Here is a 19,314-nt window from a genome sequence, read left to right on the forward strand (position 1 = left end):
CAAAAAAACTTAAAATAGTAATAGGGCTAATTGTAAGTCATACCAAAATAGTCCATGTTGTTTCTTCAACTTCCTAATGTCTTTTTGCGTTAGGGATAGTAGTGGAAATCCTTTTTTGTTTTTTCTTTAAAAACAAAAAAGATTATTTCACAATATTATATTTCTTTTGGAGTTCAATGAACGTTGTTTGGAACGAATAGCCCGACCCTTGGGGAACGCAAAAAAATATTATATTACGAGTTTTTCTTATAAAATAGGATTATATATCAGATAAAAAAATTATATGTATTCTTTTACAATAGCACGTGCAACTACATGTCCTGTTGTCCAGGCATTTTGGAAATTGAATCCTCCTGTTACGGCATCTATATTTAAAATTTCACCCGCAAAATATAAGTTGGGGTGTAGCTTACTTTCCATTGTTTTGAAATTAATTTCTTTCAAATCTATGCCTCCAGCGGTTACAAATTCTTCTTTAAAGGTGCTTTTTCCATTGATTTGAAAGGTGCTTTGTAGTAATTGTGCTAGTAGTTGCTGCAATTGTGTTTTGGTACAATCGGCCCATTTTAGGTCTGTTGGTATGGCTGCTGCTATAACTTTTTGTTCCCAAAGTCGATTGGGAATTTGAAAAGGGCATTTTTTTGAAATGGCTTTTTTGGCATGATTTTTTTTGGTTTCTAATAAAATTTCAAAGGCTGTTGTAGTATCGGTATCGAATAGCCAATTGATTATGATTTCAAATTTGTAATTTATTTCTGCTAAATAACGTGCTGCTATGGCCGAAAGTTTTAATATTGCTGGGCCACTCAAACCCCAGTGGGTAACTAACAAATCGCCTGCAACATGAAATTTTGTACCTTTGATTTGTATTGTTGCTTTGGTTGCTACGCCTGGTAGTGTTTGTATGCGTACATCTCGGGTGTTGAATGTAAATAACGATGGCACGGGTGGTATGATGGCATGGCCTTGGTTTTGAAGCATTTCCCAAATTTTTGGATTGCTTCCTGTGCATAAAACCAAAATGGGCGACCAAAATTGGGCTTGATGGGTTTCGATTTTCCAACCTTCTCGACTCTTAAAAATATGCTGAACACTATGGTTTGTTAAAACTGTTATGGCATATTGCTGTGCTTGTTTTAAAAAACAATCGATAATGGTTTGTGCACTATTTGATTCTGGAAACATTCTGCCGTCGGGTTCTGTTTTAAGGGTAACTCCATGATTTTCAAACCATTCTACTGTATCTCCTGAACAAAATTGATGAAAGGGTCCTTTTAATTCTTTTTCGCCCCGTGGATAAAATTTGACCAACTCGTTGGGTTCAAAACAAGCGTGGGTTACATTGCATCGGCCTCCGCCAGATATGCGTACTTTTGATAATACCTCTTTACCTCTTTCTAAAATGGCTATTTTTATATGTGGTTGTTGTTCGGCAATATTGATAGCGGTAAAAAAACCAGAAGCTCCTCCCCCAACGATTATTACATCATATTGTTGATTCATCTTTTATTTGACGTATAAAATTTTAATATTTATTGTAAGTTTTATATTATTCAATATAAATATAAAATAGCCCAATCTTCATACTCTTTCTAGCTAAAATGAGTCAAAACAAATAGTCCCGAAGCCCAGCTATACAACGATTTTTTTGAACATTTTTTCTAAAAAATAACTACACATCTTGGGTCCATTTTATAAATACATTTGGTATTAAATAATGTCTGGAAAATCGGATATGATACCAGAAACACCAAACTGTTTCATTTGATTGACCTCTTCTATATGATTTACTGTCCAAGTAATAACTTTAATATTTTTTTGTTGTATTGTAGCAACATTCTCTTGGTTTAATAAATGATAATAGGGATGCAAATTTTCGGCTTTCATAAATTTTGCAAAATGAAAAGCAAGGTCTAAATTGGTTTCTGTTAAAATGCCAATTGGTATTTGATGGTTTTCAAAACGCAATTGTTGCAATAGTTGCCAATTGAAACTTGAGAGGAGTAAATTTTTGTATGAAATAACTTGTTTTTTTATTTTTTTATTTAACAAATATAGCAATACATCCACCCCATCGACTGCTTTTAGTTCAATGTTCAACAAAGTAGTAGTTCCAAAATGAGTGAGTACTTGTTCTAAACTTGGAATTGGGTGCTGGTTATTGATGCGAAGCGATTGGATTTCTTTAAACAAAAAATCTTTAACCAATCCAGTACCATTTGTTGTGCGGTCCACACTTTCGTCGTGCATGACTACCAAAACATTGTCTTTAGTCAATTGAACATCCAATTCTATACCGTTTGCCCCCAAAAGCAAAGCTTTTTGAAAAGACACTAGTGTATTTTCGGGTTCATACCCCTTTGCTCCACGATGACCCAATTTTAGCATGTATTTACTTTTTTTGGTACATTTTGTAAATAATGTATGCCAATCCTGCGGCCAATAGATATGGAATTACCATCAAATAAACAATGCCGTCGTTTACGGCTTGTGCTTTTATATTGTTGCCATTACTTTCCAAAGACGCTCTACACATAGCACACTGAGAGTCTGCATAATAGGGCATCAATACCAAAAAAAAGGCCAATATATATTTTGTATAAAAACGCTTAGTTGGCATAATAGGGAGCAATCATCAAATAAACAATAACACCTGTTACAGCAACATATAACCAAATTGGAAAAGTTATTATAGCAATTTTTTTATGTTTATCAAATTTTTCTGATAATGCTCTAACATAAGTAATTAAAACCAAAGGTATTACAGCATTAGACAATATAATATGTGTAATTAAAATAAAATAATAAACATATTTTATGAAACCTTGTCCACCAAATTTTGTTGAATCTGAAGTTAAATGATAGGCTACATACATTGCAAGAAAGGATACAGATAAAGCAATGGCCACTTTCATTAACAATTGATGTTGTGCCACGTTACCTTTTTTAATAGCCCCTACGGCCGCTATTAATACCACAGCAGTTATGCCATTGATGGTTGCATATATGGGTGGTAAAAACGACAGTGGTGCAACTTGGATACCAAAATCTTTTAACTTTACTGTAAAAAGTAGGGCCACTACGAGCGGTATGGCAACCGAAAGTAAAATTACCCATTTGTTGTACTTTTGTTCTACATTTTTTTGTTCCATTACTCTTCTAATAATAAATTAATGTCTTGCATAATTGCTTTTATTCCTTCTTTTTCCAACCCATCATAATAGCCAATTGGGTTTCCGTATCCATCTTTTCTACATCTTATTTGACCTTTTTTATCAATTAATGCAAAAAGTCCAGAATGTTCAAAACCTCCATTGACATTGATGTTTTCGCCTGCAAAAATATTAAATCCTTTGTTAGCAATACCATAAATATACTCTTTTTTTCCGGTTAAAAATTGCCAATTTTTAGACACAACTCCTATTTTTTGAGCATGTGTTTTCAATACTGCTGGGGTATCATTTTCTGGATTGATGGTAATAGAAGCTATGGCAAAATTAGGATTTCCAAAAAATTTTTTTTCAATATCCAACATATTTTTATTCATTTTAGGACAAATAGAAGGGCATGTTGTAAAGAAAAATTCAACCACATATACCTTTCCTAAAAAATATTGATTTGAAATTGGCTGGTTATCTTGATTGAGCAATTCAAAGTGAGGTGCAGGTCCTAACACTATCAAATCGCTGTTTTTTTTATTGGATTCTATTAAATCCAAATCATTGCCTTTTACAACATTACCAAGTTTTACTCTTTCAACTATTTTTGGAACTACTATAATTCCAAAAACTAAAACGATAAAAGCTATGCCTATAAATGATTTATTTTTTAACATTTTCAATGTCTTTTAGTTTGTTATGATTTTTTTTTAGAGCCAAACGGTACTCTGCCAAAATGATCTTGACATCGTCCACCATATTGTTATGCAAATCTGAAGGTGATTTGGTATCATATCCTTCTTTATAATCTTTTTTGTCTTTTCTACCTCTTATATTTAATTTTTTATCTACTATAAAAACAAAATCAGAAGATTTATTGTTATCTAATTGATTTTTTAATTTCAATTTTGAATAAAATGCCTCTATTTCATTTGACGGTGCAAATATAAAATGCCAGCTCGAAATAGAACCCAATTTTGCTATTTTTTTTATAAACTCTTGTGTTGCCTCTTGGCTTCCATCGGGACAAACGATAACACATTGAAAATCATGAAATGCTTCGTATCTACGGTAAATTTGTTCTATTAAATTAAAGTACTGACCTTGTTTGGACAACGGTTGGTTTCCTAAAAAAGTAAGTAGCGTGATTTTATTATCAAATGTTGCAGGTTTTCCATCTAAGGTTTTCCATGTATTAATGTTGGGAATGTTTTTTGTAATTATGGGAAGTTTGCCAAAGCTATTGATACCAGAAGCAAAAAACAAATAAGCCACAATTGGCAATACAAAAAGCACAAATAAAACGATATTTTTTTTCATTAGGAGTTGGTTTATTTATTTCTAGTTTCAATACTACTTGATAATTTTATTTGAAGTATTGATGATAAATGTTATATAATAAAATAATATTATCTATTTAAATAATTTTTTATTTACAAATAAAATTATTGTTTAGTACAAAACAATAAACAATTGATTGCGATTCAATGCAAAGGTAAAAAAAAAGGCACGCATAGCGTACCTTTAAAAATATATTATTTTATATTAGAAATTCCATTTGATTGTTGAATTTTTGAATACTTCAAATATATAATTGGCTTCTATTAAATAAAGTGCAACAATATAAATTACTAAAAATACAACTGGTGCCACTACTGCCCATCTGAAACTTGATTTTTCGCCTTCCATGTGCATAAAAGCCCATACGATATAATATGCTTTTACCAAAGTAAGGATGATGAAAATCCAGTTTAAAATATTAACATGAAAAAGATTATTCATATATAGTGCATCAGGTTTTGCAAGACCTAGAGCAACTTCAAAAATTGTAATTGCAGACAAGTAAATAAATACTGTCCATATTCTTTTAGTGTTTGATTCGTGTGCGTGAGACATAAAATTAAATTTAAATAATTAAACTAAATAGAAGAAAGTGAAAACAAATACCCAAACCAAATCAACAAAGTGCCAATAAAGTCCCACTTTTTCGATCATTTCATAACTTCTTCTTTTTTCGTAAGTTCCTAATAATACATTAAAGAAAATAATGATGTTAATTAAAACTCCTGTAAATACGTGGAATCCGTGGAATCCTGTAATAAAGAAGAAGAAATTAGCAAACAATCTTTGTCCGTATTCGTTGTGTTGTAAATTGGCACCTTCTACTACATTTACAGCATTGGCCAACATTTTTTCAGATTCTGCACGAGATAAAATGGTTTTTTTCTTGTCAGAAGTAATTTTTTCGGTACGAACTAATAGTTCAGGATGCGATTTGAAAGCGGCTTGTACTTCGGCAACAGAAAATGCTGACAATGAAGCCTCTTCCATAAACCATTTGGCTTTGTTTCTGGTTAATTGTTCTCTATCTTCTGGCAATTGAGTTACAAATTTATCCAAAGCAACACGATGTCCGTCTTTGTTTACAAATTGTAAAATACTTCCACCTTGTGTTTCTACTGCACCATAACTACCGTGTATAAAATTTTTCCATTCCCAAGCTTGAGAACCTAAGAAAATTAATCCACCAATGATTGTCAAAAACATATAGGTGGCTACTTTTCCTTTTTTCAATTGATGTCCAGCATCAACGGCTAATACCATAGTTACCGAAGAAAAAATCAAAATAAATGTCATTAACGCTACATAGAGCATGGGCAAATCTTGTCCGTGCATAAACGGAAAGTGATTGAATACCTCATCAGCAAGAGGCCAAGTTTCAATAAATTTGAATCGTGAAAAACCGTAAGCGGCTAAAAACCCAGAAAAGGTTAAAGCATCTGATACGATAAAAAACCACATCATCATTTTACCATAGCTTGCACCTAGTGGTTCTCCTTCTGTCCAAGCATTTTCGTTTGTAATTCCAGTTGTTACTGTATGTTCCATATTGATTATCTGTTAAAAAGTTCCCAAATTTACAATTTTTTATTATTTATTTAAAAATAAAAATAAAAATAAATATATCCAAAGGATATCTAAGAAATGCCAAAACATTGCACCTAGCTCAATACCAAGGGTTTGCGAAGCATTATACTTTTGTTTAAAATGTTTATAAATTATGATTAATAGTGCCATTAGCCCTCCAAATAGGTGTGCCAAGTGTGTTACGGTTACAATATACAAAAACGTTGTAGTAATGGAACTTTGTGGTCCTGTAAAATAATGTCCCGCAGCTATTATTTGCCCAAATCCTATGAATTGCAAATAAACAAATATTAGACCTAATACTAATGTGAGTAATAAATAATTAGTTGTGGCTTTTCTATCGTTTTTTCGAATGCTTTTTTTAGCCAAATGAAAGGTCAAGCTGCTTATAATGATAACCAATGTACTCCAAAAGAAGGCCGTTGGAAATTCAAAATCTTTCAACCAATCTTCTCTTGATTTACTAACAACATAAGCACTTGTAAGTCCAGCAAAAACCATTACCATGCTTACCATAGAAACCCACAACAATAATTTATAAGATCTGTCGGTACGAGCTTTATGCTCTTCAAAAGTCATTTGTTCCATAATTATCTTAAAAATTTATCTATTATATATATGATTTGCAAAACAGTGATGTAACCTACACTTGCCAACATCAATCTTTTGGCAGCTTGAGAGGTTTTTAATTGAAATAATCTTACTGCAAAATAAAGCATTGATAATCCTAATAATAATACCAATAGTGCCGAAAATGGTTTGATGTACAATTTTCCGGTGTAGCCACTCATGGGCAACAACGATGCAATAATGAGCCAAATGGTGTATAAAAGCGTTTGGGTAGCAGTAGCTTTGTCTTTTTTGCCAGAAGGCAGCATAAAAAAACCTGCTTTTGCATAATCGTCATATAAAAACCAGCCTATGGCCCAAAAATGAGGGAACTGCCAAAAAAATTGTATTAAGAATAACGTTCCTGCCTCTATACCAAAACTTCCTGATGCGGCAACCCACCCCAGCATAAAAGGGATAGCACCTGGAAAAGCCCCTACAAAAACTGATAACGGTGTTATTGTTTTTAAGGGTGTATATAAACATGTATATAAAAATATAGAAATTGCTCCAAACATTGCTGTTTTAGCATTGATGTTGTAAAGTAAAACTATACCAATAATAGTTAAAAGTGTAGCAATCATCAAGGCAGTATTGACACTCATTCTGCCTGCGGGTATGGGTCTGTTTTTGGTTCTATCCATCAAGGCATCTAAATCTTTTTCGATAACTTGATTATAGGCATTTGAAGCACCTACCATGCAGTAGCCCCCAATCATTAATAAAAATAGTACAGACCAACTGAAAGGATATTTTGTGCTAACACCCAACAAATATCCTGCAATTGATGAAAACAAAACGCTTATGGCCAGTCCAGCTTTGGTAATGGCTTTCAAATCGTTGAGCATCATTTTGAATGATATGGTTTGTAAAGTGTCCAATGATTAAGTGTTTTCTCTTTTTTAAAATTTGGTGCAAAGGTACAAATAAGATTGTGAATTTTTCAAATTTTTATCGCTTTTATTCTTTATGTTTTGTGTTTTTTGACAATAAGCTGTTTTTTATTCAATAAAAAACGTTCAAAAAACACTTGGCCTTTTGAACGTTTCATTTTTATATTAAATAAAATCAAGTAATTACATTTTTATTGATTTGCCATTAGGCATTTTTTTCAAAGGAGCTGTTTTGGGATTTTCTGTTTGTAAATCGTTCAAAACACTAATTGCTTCTTCTATATAAACATCTTTTGCAAGGTTTTCATGCCATCTTTTACGTTTTTCTCTTAATGCCTCATCGTTTTTTAACAATGCTACTTCGTCTGGCAATGAATTGAAACGCATTTGATTGTTGTATTTTGATAATACTTTGTATTTTTTTGAAATGGCTTCAAGCTCCGATTGTTTTTTTCTAAAATCATCAATATTTAGACTATAAACATATTCATTGCTTCGTTGTTCAACCCATTTGGCGTTTTCTTCAATTAATTTGAGTTGGTTGTTTTGTTGCATTCTAAGTTTGCTATTGGCAAGTGCTTTTTCAAATTGGGTGTGTTTGTCCCATTCTGTAAATTTGGCTGGTTCAATTTTGTCCCACGGCATAGCATTATCAATATCTCTTTCGCCCATTTTCAAATACATGTATCGGTCTGGCATGGCAACATCGCTACTTACTCCTTCCAATTGTGTAGAACCTCCATTGATTCTATAAAATTTTTGAGTGGTTGTTTTCAAAGCTCCTAAATCACCTAAACTGTTTGTACGAACAAAATTATTCAAATCCACTACATTTTGAACAGTTCCTTTGCCATAGGTTTGTTTGCTACCAATAATAATACCACGTTTGTAATCTTGGATTGCTGCAGCCAAAATTTCGGAGGCCGAAGCTGAAAAACCATTTACCAAAACTACCAATGGGCCGTCCCACTCTATTTTATTGTCTCTATCATATAATACTTCTTGCTTTTTGCCAGCTGATTTTACTTGCACTATAGGTCCTTCAGTTATAAATAATCCTGCTATATCCACCACCGTTTTTAGGGATCCACCACCGTCGTCTCTAACATCGACTGCAATTCCATTTACTCCTGCGGCTTTCAATTTTTTTACTTCAATAGCCATATCTTTTCCAGCATCTCTGCCGTCTCTGTTTTCAAAATCAATGTAAAATTTTGGCAAGTAAATAATTCCAAATTTCAAACCATTTTTTTCAACTATGGTCGATTTGGCATAGGTTTCTTCAATTTCTACAATATCTCTTACAATGGTAATCACTTTGATGGTGCCATCTACTTTTTTTACGGTCAATCGAACTTCTGTGCCTTTTGGTCCTTTTATTTTTTTGACAACGTCGTCCAATTTCATCCCAACAACTTCTACTGGTTGGGCATCGGCTTGAGCCACTTTTAGGACTACATCTCCTGCTTCGAGTTCTTTACCTTTCCAGGCCGGACCACCCGAAATGACTTCGGTAATTTCGGTAAAGTCATTTTTCTTTTGAAGTCTTGCTCCAATTCCTTCAAGTTTGCCACTAATGCTGGTATCAAAACGGTCTTTGTCGTCTGGTGCAAAATAAGTAGTGTGGGGGTCAAATCGTTCAGCAATACAATTTACAAAAAACGAAAACCACTCTTCTCTGTCTATATCTTTTACCAAATCGAAATATTCGTTCATCGATTTTAGGGCACTTTCACGAGTTTCTTTTTCAAGTTCGGCAAAAGTTTTTATTTTGTCATCTTCGGGTTTTACTGTTTTAGGTTGTACAGGAACATCCAATGAATCTTCCGATTTTTCTTCTTTAATGCCTTTGATTTTGTTTTCTTGAATTTTCAATCTATCGGATAACGAGGATAAGGTAGAAAGTTTTATTTGCTTTCTCCAACGTTCTTTCAGGTCTTTTATAGAGGATGCAAAGGCCATTTTTTCATAATCTGTTTCAATTGTTTCGTTTACCGTATAATCGATAGGTTTTTCTAAAATAGCTTTATAATATGTACTGCTTTCGGCCATTCTTTTGATCAATCTGTCATAAGTGAGGTTGAAAAAAGATAAATCTTTATTTTTAATTTGATCATCTAATTGGGTTTCATATTTTGCAAATTCATCAATATCTGATTGTAAAAAAAATCTTTTTGATGGGTCTAGGGTGTTCAAATAACTTTTGTAAACTCCTTTTGAAAACGAATCGTCGATAGCTGCAGGGCTATAATGGCCACGTTCTATAACAAAAGTGAGCAGTTCTAAAAGTAATTTGTCTTTGTCTGTTTTAGGATCGACTGCTAGTAAACTTTTAGGATAATAACTCCAAAGTGCTACTGACAGCGTTAGAATTATTACAACTATTTTATAATTTCTTTTCATAAATTGAAATATTGTGTTCATTAATTTTTTAATACAAAAATACATTAATTTTATTGTTCATTTATTGTTGATATTATAATTTTTTGTTAAAGCTTAAAATGATTTCAAACAATAATAAATTTTATGAATCAAAAGTAGAATAAATTTCTTTATTTTGCTAAAATTTAGGACACGAAAAAAATAAATTTTAATAACCTAAATACCTAATATTATACTTAAAAAATAAATAAGGAAAAAAATCATGAAAGATAAACCTTTAATATTAGTAACCAACGACGATGGTATTTCGGCCAAAGGGATACAAACATTGGTAGCCGTAATGTCTGAAATTGGCGATGTTGTAGTAGTGGCACCAGACAAGCCACAAAGTGCCATGGGGCATGCTATTACCATCAATAACATGCTGTATTTGAACAAATTAGAACATAGTACACCCGATATTATACAATACAGTTGTTCTGGTACTCCCGTGGATTGTGTAAAAATAGCTATAAGCGAAATACTACCCAAAAAGCCTGATTTGTGCGTTTCTGGTATCAATCATGGATCAAATTCATCAATAAATATTATTTATTCTGGCACGATGAGTGCTGCTGTAGAAGCAGGAATTGAGGGTATTCCGGCCATTGGATTTTCATTTTTAGATTACAGTTGGGATGCCAATTTTGAGGAAATCCAACCTTTTGTAAAACAAATAGCTCAGGAAGTATTGAAAAATAAGCTACCTGAAGGAGTTGTTTTGAATGTTAATTTACCTAATTTAAAAGCAAATGAAATTAAAGGAATTAAAATTTGTAGGCAAGCCAAAGCCGTTTGGGAAGAAAAATTTGACAAACGAAAAAGTCCTTTTGGCAAAGATTATTATTGGTTATCTGGACAATTTGTAAACCACGACAAGGGCGAAGATACAGATGAATGGGCATTGGCACACGGATACATATCGATAGTTCCTGTTCAGTTTGATATGACGGCTCATTTTGCCATTCAACGTTTGAACGAATTTGACTTTTAGCTACTATTTTTATTTATAACACATTCAAGACAAGCCATTTATGAATAGTAAAGAATTTTTTATTGGTATTTTATTAGGCATCATAGCCTCGTGTATAGGCAGTTACTTATTTATCACATTGGTTGTACAAACTGAATTTTGGACTGGTTTAGAGTATATGAAATCACAACATGCAATGGGCAAAATTATTACATTAGGTGCCGTTTTTAATTTGATAGTATTTGGAATATTATTAAAATTTGATAAAGAAATAATGGCAAGAGGTGTTGTGTTGGCAACTATATTATTATCAATAATCACTTTATTTATATAAAAAAAATGAAATATTATATTATAGCAGGTGAGGCTTCTGGCGATTTACATGGGTCAAATTTAATGAAAGCCCTGATTCAAAAAGACAAGCATGCAGTCATTAGATTTTGGGGTGGAGATTTGATGCAACAAGCAGGAGGAACATTAGTCAAACATTACAAAACATTAGCCTTTATGGGCTTTGTAGAGGTGTTGATGAACCTGAAAACCATTTTAAACAACATTAGATTTTGTAAAAAAGACATCAAGGAATTTAACCCCGATGTGATTATTTTTATAGATTATCCGGGTTTTAATATGCGAATTGCACAATGGGCTAAAACGCAGCACATTAAAACACATTATTATATTTCGCCACAAATTTGGGCCTGGAAAGAAAGTAGGATAAAAGCTATTAAACGAGATTTTGACCAATTGTATGTAATATTGCCATTTGAGAAAGATTTTTATGAAAAAAAACATCATTTTCCAGTTGCATTTGTTGGGCATCCATTGATTGATGCGATTCAAAATATTGAAAAAATAAGTAGAGCAACATTTTTAACAGCACACCATTTAGATGACAAACCCATCATTGCGTTATTGCCTGGAAGCAGAAAACAAGAAATCAGCAAAATGTTGCAAGTGATGCTGTCTGTTGCCAAATATTATCCTGATTATCAATTTGTTATAGCAGGAGCACCAAGTCAAGATTATGAATTTTATAAACCTTTTTTAGAAAATAATACTATTAAATTTATTTCCAATAAAACATACGATTTGCTGTCCCATGCCGATGCAGCGCTTGTAACATCTGGAACGGCCACACTTGAAACGGCATTATTTAAAGTACCCGAAGTGGTTTGTTATAAAGGCAGTTGGATTTCGTATCAAATTGCCAAAAGGATCATTACTTTGAAATACATTTCGTTAGTCAATTTGATAATGGATCAAGAAATAGTTGTGGAATTGATACAAGATGCCTGTACCACAGAAAATATTAAAAAAGCACTAGACCAGCTGTTTGAAACCAATAAAAGAGACCAATTGTTAAAGAATTATGAGGCATTAGAAACAAAACTTGGCGGGCCAGGAGCCAGCGAAAAAACAGCCCAACTCATTTTTAACGCTTTGAAATAATTGCATTTGAGAAATTAAAATATTAAATTCGCCAATTAAATAATACATTTTGAAAAAAATAACACTCACCCTCCTTTCGATAAGCATTTTATCTTGTAATACGACTAAAAATATAGTTTATTACAAGAAAAAAGACAGCGTACAAGCTTTGCCCAAAAATACCGAAATGACAAATAACACCAAAGTTACCAAAAAATCTGTTGGCTATCAATTAGCTGATGATTATTATCCAGATGAATTTTCGACTGAATCAAAATCATCAACATTTGATGGTATGGTGGTTCATAACGATAAAATAATTATGGATGTTGTAGAGCAAGCCAAACAAAATATAGGAAGCAACTACAGAACTGGTGGCACAACAAAAAGTGGTTTTGATTGTTCGGGATTGATGTATGCTACCTTTAAATCATTTGGTATAACCTTGCCTAGAACATCAAATGAACAATCCAGAATTGGTATAAAAATAGCACCAAAGGATGCACAAATTGGTGATTTGATTTTTTTTAGAACCAATGGACGTGGAAGAATCAATCACGTGGGTTTGATTACAGAAATAACAGAAGACGAAATTAAATTCATACATTCTTCTATTCAAAAAGGTGTCATCATATCATCTACCAAAGAAACTTATTATAAGAATGATTTTGCAGTTATTAAACGTATTTTTGATTAATTATAATTAGTTTTTATCCATATCTACTTTTGCAATAAAAATAATTTGTAATTAAAACAAATAATAATGCAATAATTAACAATTAAACACATATAAAAAAATTGAAAAACAACAGATAAATGTACAAAATTATAGTTAAATTGAAGTTGTAAAAAAATTAAAAAAAAAATATTATGCTTGCATAGTATTTTAAAAAAAATGTGTAATTTTGTAAAACCTAAACAAGTAATAATAAAAAAATATGAATATATTAGTTTGCATCAGCCATGTGCCTGATACTACCTCAAAAATCAATTTTAAGGACAATGATACTGCATTTGACACCAATGGAGTGCAATTTGTAATGAATCCAAATGATGAATTTGGTTTAACCAGAGCCATTTGGTTTCAAGAACAACAAGGAGCCCATATTACGGTATTGAATGTAGGCGAATCGGACTCAGAACCTACCTTGAGAAAAGCCTTGGCTATTGGAGCCAACGAAGCCATTAGGGTAAACGCACTGCCAACAGATGGTTATTTTGTAGCACAACAAATTGCAGCTGTTGTAAAAAATGGTCAATATGATTTAATCATAGCTGGAAAAGAATCATTAGATTATAATGGCGGTATGGTACCTGGAATGGTAGCGGGATTACTAAACTATCAGTTTGTCAATTCGTGTGTATCACTTCAAGTGGAAGGAACTGCTGTAACCGCTGCTAGAGAAATAGACGGCGGTAAAGAAATTTTATCTACTAACTTGCCATTAGTAATTGGCGGCCAAAAAGGGTTAGTTGAAGAAAAAGATTTGAAAATACCAAATATGAGAGGTATTATGAATGCCCGAACAAAAACACTAACCGTTGTAGAACCTATAACAATTGATCAAGCAACCAACGCAGTAAGATTTGAAAAACCTGCTGCCAAATCGGCTGTTAAAATAATTCCAGCAGACCAATTAGATCAATTGATTGCCTTATTGCACAATGAAGCAAAAGTGATATAACTTGTAGTACAAAAACATTTACCCCACCCCTCAAAAAACAAAACTTATGTCAATCTTAATATTTGCAGAATCAACAGACGGAAAATTAAAAAAAGTGGCCTTTGAATTGGCTTCTTATGCAAAAAAACTTTCCGAAACATTAAATACAACAGTTACAGCATTGAGTATCAATGCAACAAACAGCAGCGACCTTGGCTTATATGGTGTATCAAAAGTACTAAAAGTAAATGATGCATCCTTGCAACAATTTTCGGCAAAAGCCTATGCAGACGTCATCCAGCAAGCAGCCATCAAAGAATCGGCTACAATACTATTGGTTTCATCAACAACAGATAGTTTGTATTTGGCCCCATTATTAAGCATTGGATTGCAAGCAGGATTTGCATCTAACGTAGTAGCATTGCCCGAAAGTACGAACCCGTTTTTGGTAAAACGAAATGCTTTTTCAAATAAGGCCTTTCAAATAACAGAAATAAATACAGAAGTTAAAATATTATCTATTGCTAAAAACTCATTTGGAATTATAGAAAACAACGTAACTATAAATGAAGAAGATTTTAATCCAAACGTTTCGGACTTGGATTTTGGAGTAAAAGTGAGCAGTATAGAAAAAGCAACTGGCAAAGTTACCATTGCCGATGCAGACGTTGTAGTATCGGGCGGACGAGGCTTGAAAGGACCAGAAAATTGGGGCATGATAGAATCGTTGGCACAAGTTTTAGGAGCGGCAACCGCTTGTTCAAAACCCGTTTCAGATTTAGGTTGGAGGCCACATAGTGAGCACGTTGGTCAAACTGGAAAACCCGTGGCAACAAATTTATACATTGCAATAGGAATATCTGGAGCCATTCAACATATTGCGGGTATCAACTCCTCAAAAGTGAAACTTGTTATCAATACCGATGCCGAGGCACCCTTTTTTAAAGTGGCAGACTATGGCGTTGTGGGAGATGCCTTTGAAATAGTGCCGCAATTGATTGAAAAATTAAAAGCATTTAAAGCCAATCATTAATAAGAAAATATCAATCGTATATTAGTATCAAATAAATCATAAAAAAAATACTATTTTATTTAATATTTTACATAATAAATTAATATACAACATATAAAATCAATAAAATTTTATATAAAAATGAAAACGAGCCATAATTATGACTCGTTTTTTTATTTGACAGTAGCTCAAATAAATTTGTATTTTGATATGAAAATTTAGAAAAAATGAAAAAAAGAGTTTAAATTTGCATTTTAATTTTTGTCAAAAAAAATTGTATTAAAACTACGATATTATCGTTATAACTATTTACAAATGAGTTTAGTAAAACTAACCATAAAAGGAATATCATACAGTCAAACCCAAAATGATGCTTATGCACTTATTTTGAATGAAGTAGATGGAGAACGAAAATTGCCCATCATTATTGGAGCTTTTGAGGCACAATCAATTGCTATTGCATTAGAAAAAGAGATAAAACCTCCCAGACCTTTAACACACGATTTGTTTAAAAATTTTGCAGATCGGTTTGACATTCAAGTCAAGCAAGTCATAATTCATAAACTGGTTGATGGTGTGTTTTTTTCGAGTATTATTTGCGAACGCGATAAAATAGAAGAAATTATAGATGCCAGAACTTCAGACGCTATTGCCCTTGCCATACGTTTTCAAGCACCAATATTTACCTACAAAAATATTCTCGATAAAGCAGGTATTTATTTATCTTCAAATGTAATAGAGTCTGAAAAAGAAGACGAAATATTGACCCCTCTCGAAAATTATGAAGATGAATCTGAACCCAATATGCTTAATAGTATTTATTCAAATCATAATTTATCAGAATTAAATGCGTTATTAGACGCTGCGGTAGCAGAAGAAGATTATGAGAAAGCAGCCAAATTGAGAGATGAAATTTCAAAAAGATCCACACTATGAAACCATATCATGATTTAGTACAGCATATATTTGAAAATGGTGTTCAAAAAGGCGATCGTACAGGCACAGGCACTAAAAGTGTCTTTGGTTATCAAATGCGATTTGATTTGAATGAAGGATTTCCATTATTAACCACAAAAAAAATTCATTTAAAATCAGTTATTTACGAATTGCTTTGGTTTTTAAAAGGAGACTCAAACATTCATTACCTACAAGAAAATGGAGTAAAAATATGGGACGAATGGGCAGATGAGCATGGAAATTTAGGCCCCGTATATGGACATCAGTGGCGAAATTGGAATTCGGAAGAGATAGATCAAATAGCTGAAATTATCGAAGATTTGAAACACAATCCCAATAGTAGAAGAATGTTAGTCTCTGCATGGAATCCCTCGGTTTTGCCAGATACCAGAAAAACTTTTTCGGAAAATGTTGCACTAGGAAAGGTTGCCTTGCCTCCTTGTCATGCATTATTTCAATTTTATGTAGCAAACGGACAACTATCGTGTCAATTGTATCAACGCAGTGCCGATGTATTTTTGGGAGTGCCCTTCAATATTGCATCCTATTCGTTATTGACTATGATGATGGCACAAGTTTGTGGTTTGAAAATAGGAGAATTTATTCATACTTTTGGCGATGTACATATTTATAATAATCATTTTGAGCAACTCAAACTTCAGTTGAGTAGAACACCAAAAGCATTGCCAAAAATGGTTTTAAACCCAAATGTTACCTCACTATTTGATTTTCAATATGAAGATTTTACTTTAGAAGGATACGATCCTGAACCCCATATTAAAGGAGCTGTTGCCATATAGCAACAGCTTTTTTTTTAATTGTCTTCTAATTTTTTTAATTTATCTTTCCATTCATACATTTTATTTATCATTAACAAAATTTTGATGATAAACCAAAAAGTAGCCATAATGGCTAAAATCACAATAGATGTAGATTGATAAGTAATTAATCCGAAACCAATAAAAAATAAAACCATACTAAAAGCTACAACAAAAATAGATACTTTTTTGTGTGTAAGACCCGCTCTCAATAATAAATGATGCAAATGAGACTTGTCTGGGCTAAAAGGGGATTTACCATTTTTGATTCGGCCCATATAAACCCTTAATGAATCTAAAACAGGAATTGAAAAAAACACAACCAATAGCAAAAAGCCATAAGCAAAACTGTTGTCTTTCATAATTTCTTTTTCCATAAATTTAATTCCCATTGTAACCAAAACAAAACCTAGAAATAAAGAGCCCGAATCGCCCATAAATATCTTGTTTTTTGATAAATTAAATCTTAAAAATCCAACAATAGCACCAATAAAAATAATACTAATTTTACCTAAAAAATAATCATTAAAAAATATTGAAGCTAATAAAAACATGGTAAATCCTAATAATGATAGTCCACCAACTAAACCATCTACACCATCCATCAAATTAAAAGCATTTACAACCCCGGTAATCACAATTATTGTAAGTATATATTGTATATAAATATTAATTTCGTAAATACCAAATAAACCAAACATCGACGAAATTCTAACTCCAGAAAGGGCAACAATAAAAGATAAAAGCAATTGAATGATCAATTTGTATTTTGCATTGACATCATTTTTGTCATCAATAACACCTACAATTAATATAGTGATGGCCGAAATAATAATAGTAACATATTCTTTGAGCAACGGAAAGCGTTGTCCGGAAACCAATATTACAATAATTACCGCCGTAGCAATAGAAATTCCGCCAATAAGAGGAACAGGCTTTGTGTGTACTTTTCGATAATTTGGTTTATCGACAAGGCCAATAATAATAGCTATTTTTCTTATAATTGGAATAAAAATTAAGGTTAAAAACAATGACAATACACAAAAAATAAAATATTCTACAGGAGTTTTCATGGTTTTCTATCTTTTTTGATGAAACAATTCGTTATTTTTTAAATGCGATAAATTCAAATCATCTAAAAAGGTATCATCTAATTTATCAACTTCGGCATAAATACTGGTTTTTCTTTTCATAATAAGAGATTCCTTAATAAGCATATCATACTGACCAGCAATTACTTGCCACAAATACCTACTGTTTGCAATATTTTTCATAGATTGTCTGTTTTTTTGAATGTCCACTATAGAAATAGTATTTAGGATTGTAACCAATTGGGTAATATTTCTAAAATAAACTGCTTTATTTTCAGTCGTTGTAATATTATAAGACACTTTAAATGCAATTACAGGAAGGCCTAAATACATGGCTTCTACCAATGAAGGGTTTGTACCTCCTGCAGAATGTCCATGTATGTATAAATTGGCATTGCTCCTTATTAAATCGATTTCACGTTGCTCATATATTGGATCCAGCATGATAATATTAGGAGTATTGGCATATTGTAATTTTAACGACTTTCCGTATTCGCTATTTTGCCAATTACCAACCAATACTATCTTTTTAACCCCTTGTTTTTCAAAGGCTTCTAATACCACATGAACATTATTTTCAGGTTCAATCCTACATACTTTTACGGCATATCCTTCTCGTAGAAATGGGTATTTTATAAAATCTGCTTCATTGGCTTGTACTTCTAACGTATGATCTGCACCATAAGCAATTACTTTACTTAAAGTTTCATATCTAAGTGCCGTATAATCTTGAATAGATTCATTATCAGAAATATCAATATGTGAATATTTTACGGCTACACTTTCTGCCCACCAAAGATACAGTTTGGCCAATAAAGACCATTTTTCTCTTTTCCATTCAATACCATCAATAGATATGATAATTTTTTTATTTGTGAAATATTTTACAAAAGGTAAAATCCAAGCGCCAGCAACGCCCAGTATAAGTAAAACATCGCTATTAAAAACAGCATGAATAATCGAAATCGTATCGTATGGAATACTCTGTACCCCGTTTGCTTGAAGCGGAATGTATTTTAGTTGGGCTCCATTATACGTATTTCGGCGTTCGGATTTGGCATATTTTTTCCCAGAACAATACACCGTAAAATCATATTTTAATGATAATTGATCTATCAAATGCGTTGCCAACGTTTCAAAACCGCCATATTTTGCTGGTAAACCAACAGTGCCAATAATAGCTACTTTAATTTTTTTCATAAATGTAAAATTTATTTGTTAAAGGTCATATATATTATCACCTTTTATATATTAATGTTTGGTTGCCACAAATTTACTTAATATCAAATTCTTATATTATTTTTTCAATTATTCTTATGAAATTAAAACTCATTTATATCATGTTGAATAGCTTTCATT

21 protein-coding genes are annotated in these 19,314 nt (G+C 32.2%); 8 read left to right on the forward strand and 13 right to left on the reverse strand.

Translation table 11 applies throughout. The features are described from left to right. Positions 1–279 precede the first annotated feature (279 nt). The 11 genes from FBFL15_RS11260 to FBFL15_RS11310 all read right to left on the reverse strand — a co-directional run bounded on the left by FBFL15_RS11260 (position 280) and on the right by FBFL15_RS11310 (position 10,012). Positions 280–1,503: a BaiN/RdsA family NAD(P)/FAD-dependent oxidoreductase gene (locus FBFL15_RS11260; protein WP_014084712.1), complete on the reverse strand. Its 1,224-nt coding sequence runs from the start codon at positions 1,501–1,503 to the stop codon at positions 280–282. A 207-nt stretch (positions 1,504–1,710) separates the two neighbouring features. Beyond that, positions 1,711–2,388, reverse strand: coding sequence for a glycerophosphodiester phosphodiesterase (locus FBFL15_RS11265; RefSeq protein WP_014084713.1), 678 nt, complete (start codon positions 2,386–2,388; stop codon positions 1,711–1,713). A 4-nt stretch (positions 2,389–2,392) separates the two neighbouring features. Further along, positions 2,393–2,620, reverse strand: a complete 228-nt coding sequence (locus tag FBFL15_RS11270; protein ID WP_014084714.1) for a hypothetical protein — start codon at positions 2,618–2,620, stop codon at positions 2,393–2,395. Then, positions 2,610–3,152 carry a DUF420 domain-containing protein gene (locus tag FBFL15_RS11275; protein ID WP_014084715.1) on the reverse strand — a complete coding sequence of 181 codons (543 nt, stop codon included), beginning with the start codon at positions 3,150–3,152 and terminating at the stop codon, positions 2,610–2,612. The genes FBFL15_RS11270 and FBFL15_RS11275 overlap by 11 nt, the downstream gene beginning before the upstream one ends. Beyond that, on the reverse strand, positions 3,152–3,835 hold the full coding sequence (locus FBFL15_RS11280; RefSeq protein ID WP_014084716.1) for an SCO family protein: 684 nt from the start codon (positions 3,833–3,835) through the stop codon (positions 3,152–3,154). The genes FBFL15_RS11275 and FBFL15_RS11280 overlap by 1 nt, the downstream gene beginning before the upstream one ends. Then, a complete protein-coding gene (locus FBFL15_RS11285; protein WP_014084717.1) occupies positions 3,822–4,478 on the reverse strand; it encodes a hypothetical protein in 657 nt (218 codons plus the stop codon). The genes FBFL15_RS11280 and FBFL15_RS11285 overlap by 14 nt, the downstream gene beginning before the upstream one ends. A gap of 225 nt (positions 4,479–4,703) precedes the next feature. Further along, a complete protein-coding gene (locus FBFL15_RS11290) occupies positions 4,704–5,054 on the reverse strand; it encodes a cytochrome C oxidase subunit IV family protein (protein ID WP_014084718.1) in 351 nt (116 codons plus the stop codon). Positions 5,055–5,072: 18 nt separating this feature from the next. Continuing rightward, complete coding sequence (locus FBFL15_RS11295) at positions 5,073–6,047, reverse strand: cytochrome c oxidase subunit 3 (protein WP_014084719.1); 975 nt, start codon at positions 6,045–6,047, stop codon at positions 5,073–5,075. A 42-nt stretch (positions 6,048–6,089) separates the two neighbouring features. Then, positions 6,090–6,674 carry a cytochrome c oxidase subunit 3 gene (locus FBFL15_RS11300; protein WP_014084720.1) on the reverse strand — a complete coding sequence of 195 codons (585 nt, stop codon included), beginning with the start codon at positions 6,672–6,674 and terminating at the stop codon, positions 6,090–6,092. A 2-nt stretch (positions 6,675–6,676) separates the two neighbouring features. After that, entirely contained in the window at positions 6,677–7,546 is an 870-nt protein-coding gene (cyoE, locus tag FBFL15_RS11305) for a heme o synthase (RefSeq protein WP_050881346.1), read from the reverse strand. Between the two features lie 225 nt (positions 7,547–7,771). After that, positions 7,772–10,012 carry a carboxy terminal-processing peptidase gene (locus FBFL15_RS11310; protein ID WP_014084722.1) on the reverse strand — a complete coding sequence of 747 codons (2,241 nt, stop codon included), beginning with the start codon at positions 10,010–10,012 and terminating at the stop codon, positions 7,772–7,774. Positions 10,013–10,232: 220 nt separating this feature from the next. Between FBFL15_RS11310 and surE the strand changes: the two genes are divergently transcribed. From surE to FBFL15_RS11350, 8 genes are all read left to right on the forward strand, one after another. Further along, positions 10,233–11,003 (forward strand): 5'/3'-nucleotidase SurE, encoded by a 771-nt coding sequence (gene surE / locus FBFL15_RS11315; RefSeq protein WP_014084723.1) that lies wholly within the window; start codon positions 10,233–10,235, stop codon positions 11,001–11,003. Between the two features lie 40 nt (positions 11,004–11,043). Beyond that, complete coding sequence (locus FBFL15_RS11320; RefSeq protein ID WP_014084724.1) at positions 11,044–11,316, forward strand: hypothetical protein; 273 nt, start codon at positions 11,044–11,046, stop codon at positions 11,314–11,316. Positions 11,317–11,321: 5 nt separating this feature from the next. Beyond that, positions 11,322–12,434: a lipid-A-disaccharide synthase gene (lpxB, locus tag FBFL15_RS11325; protein ID WP_014084725.1), complete on the forward strand. Its 1,113-nt coding sequence runs from the start codon at positions 11,322–11,324 to the stop codon at positions 12,432–12,434. Between the two features lie 49 nt (positions 12,435–12,483). Next, on the forward strand, positions 12,484–13,110 hold the full coding sequence (locus tag FBFL15_RS11330) for a C40 family peptidase (protein WP_014084726.1): 627 nt from the start codon (positions 12,484–12,486) through the stop codon (positions 13,108–13,110). Positions 13,111–13,351: 241 nt separating this feature from the next. Next, positions 13,352–14,098, forward strand: a complete 747-nt coding sequence (locus tag FBFL15_RS11335; RefSeq protein WP_014084727.1) for an electron transfer flavoprotein subunit beta/FixA family protein — start codon at positions 13,352–13,354, stop codon at positions 14,096–14,098. A gap of 46 nt (positions 14,099–14,144) precedes the next feature. Beyond that, on the forward strand, positions 14,145–15,110 hold the full coding sequence (locus FBFL15_RS11340) for an electron transfer flavoprotein subunit alpha/FixB family protein (protein WP_014084728.1): 966 nt from the start codon (positions 14,145–14,147) through the stop codon (positions 15,108–15,110). 294 nt (positions 15,111–15,404) lie between these two features. Beyond that, entirely contained in the window at positions 15,405–16,025 is a 621-nt protein-coding gene (locus FBFL15_RS11345) for a bifunctional nuclease family protein (RefSeq protein WP_014084729.1), read from the forward strand. Then, entirely contained in the window at positions 16,022–16,846 is an 825-nt protein-coding gene (locus FBFL15_RS11350; protein WP_014084730.1) for a thymidylate synthase, read from the forward strand. Before FBFL15_RS11345 ends, FBFL15_RS11350 begins: the two co-directional genes overlap by 4 nt. A 14-nt stretch (positions 16,847–16,860) precedes the next feature. Here the strand turns inward: FBFL15_RS11350 and FBFL15_RS11355 are convergent, their stop codons facing one another. Beyond that, entirely contained in the window at positions 16,861–17,937 is a 1,077-nt protein-coding gene (locus FBFL15_RS11355) for a glycosyltransferase family 4 protein (RefSeq protein ID WP_014084731.1), read from the reverse strand. 6 nt (positions 17,938–17,943) lie between these two features. Beyond that, entirely contained in the window at positions 17,944–19,155 is a 1,212-nt protein-coding gene (locus FBFL15_RS11360; protein ID WP_014084732.1) for a DUF1972 domain-containing protein, read from the reverse strand. Positions 19,156–19,314: the final 159 nt, after the last annotated feature.

It is taken from the genome of Flavobacterium branchiophilum FL-15, assembly GCF_000253275.1.
Classification (GTDB): domain Bacteria; phylum Bacteroidota; class Bacteroidia; order Flavobacteriales; family Flavobacteriaceae; genus Flavobacterium; species Flavobacterium branchiophilum.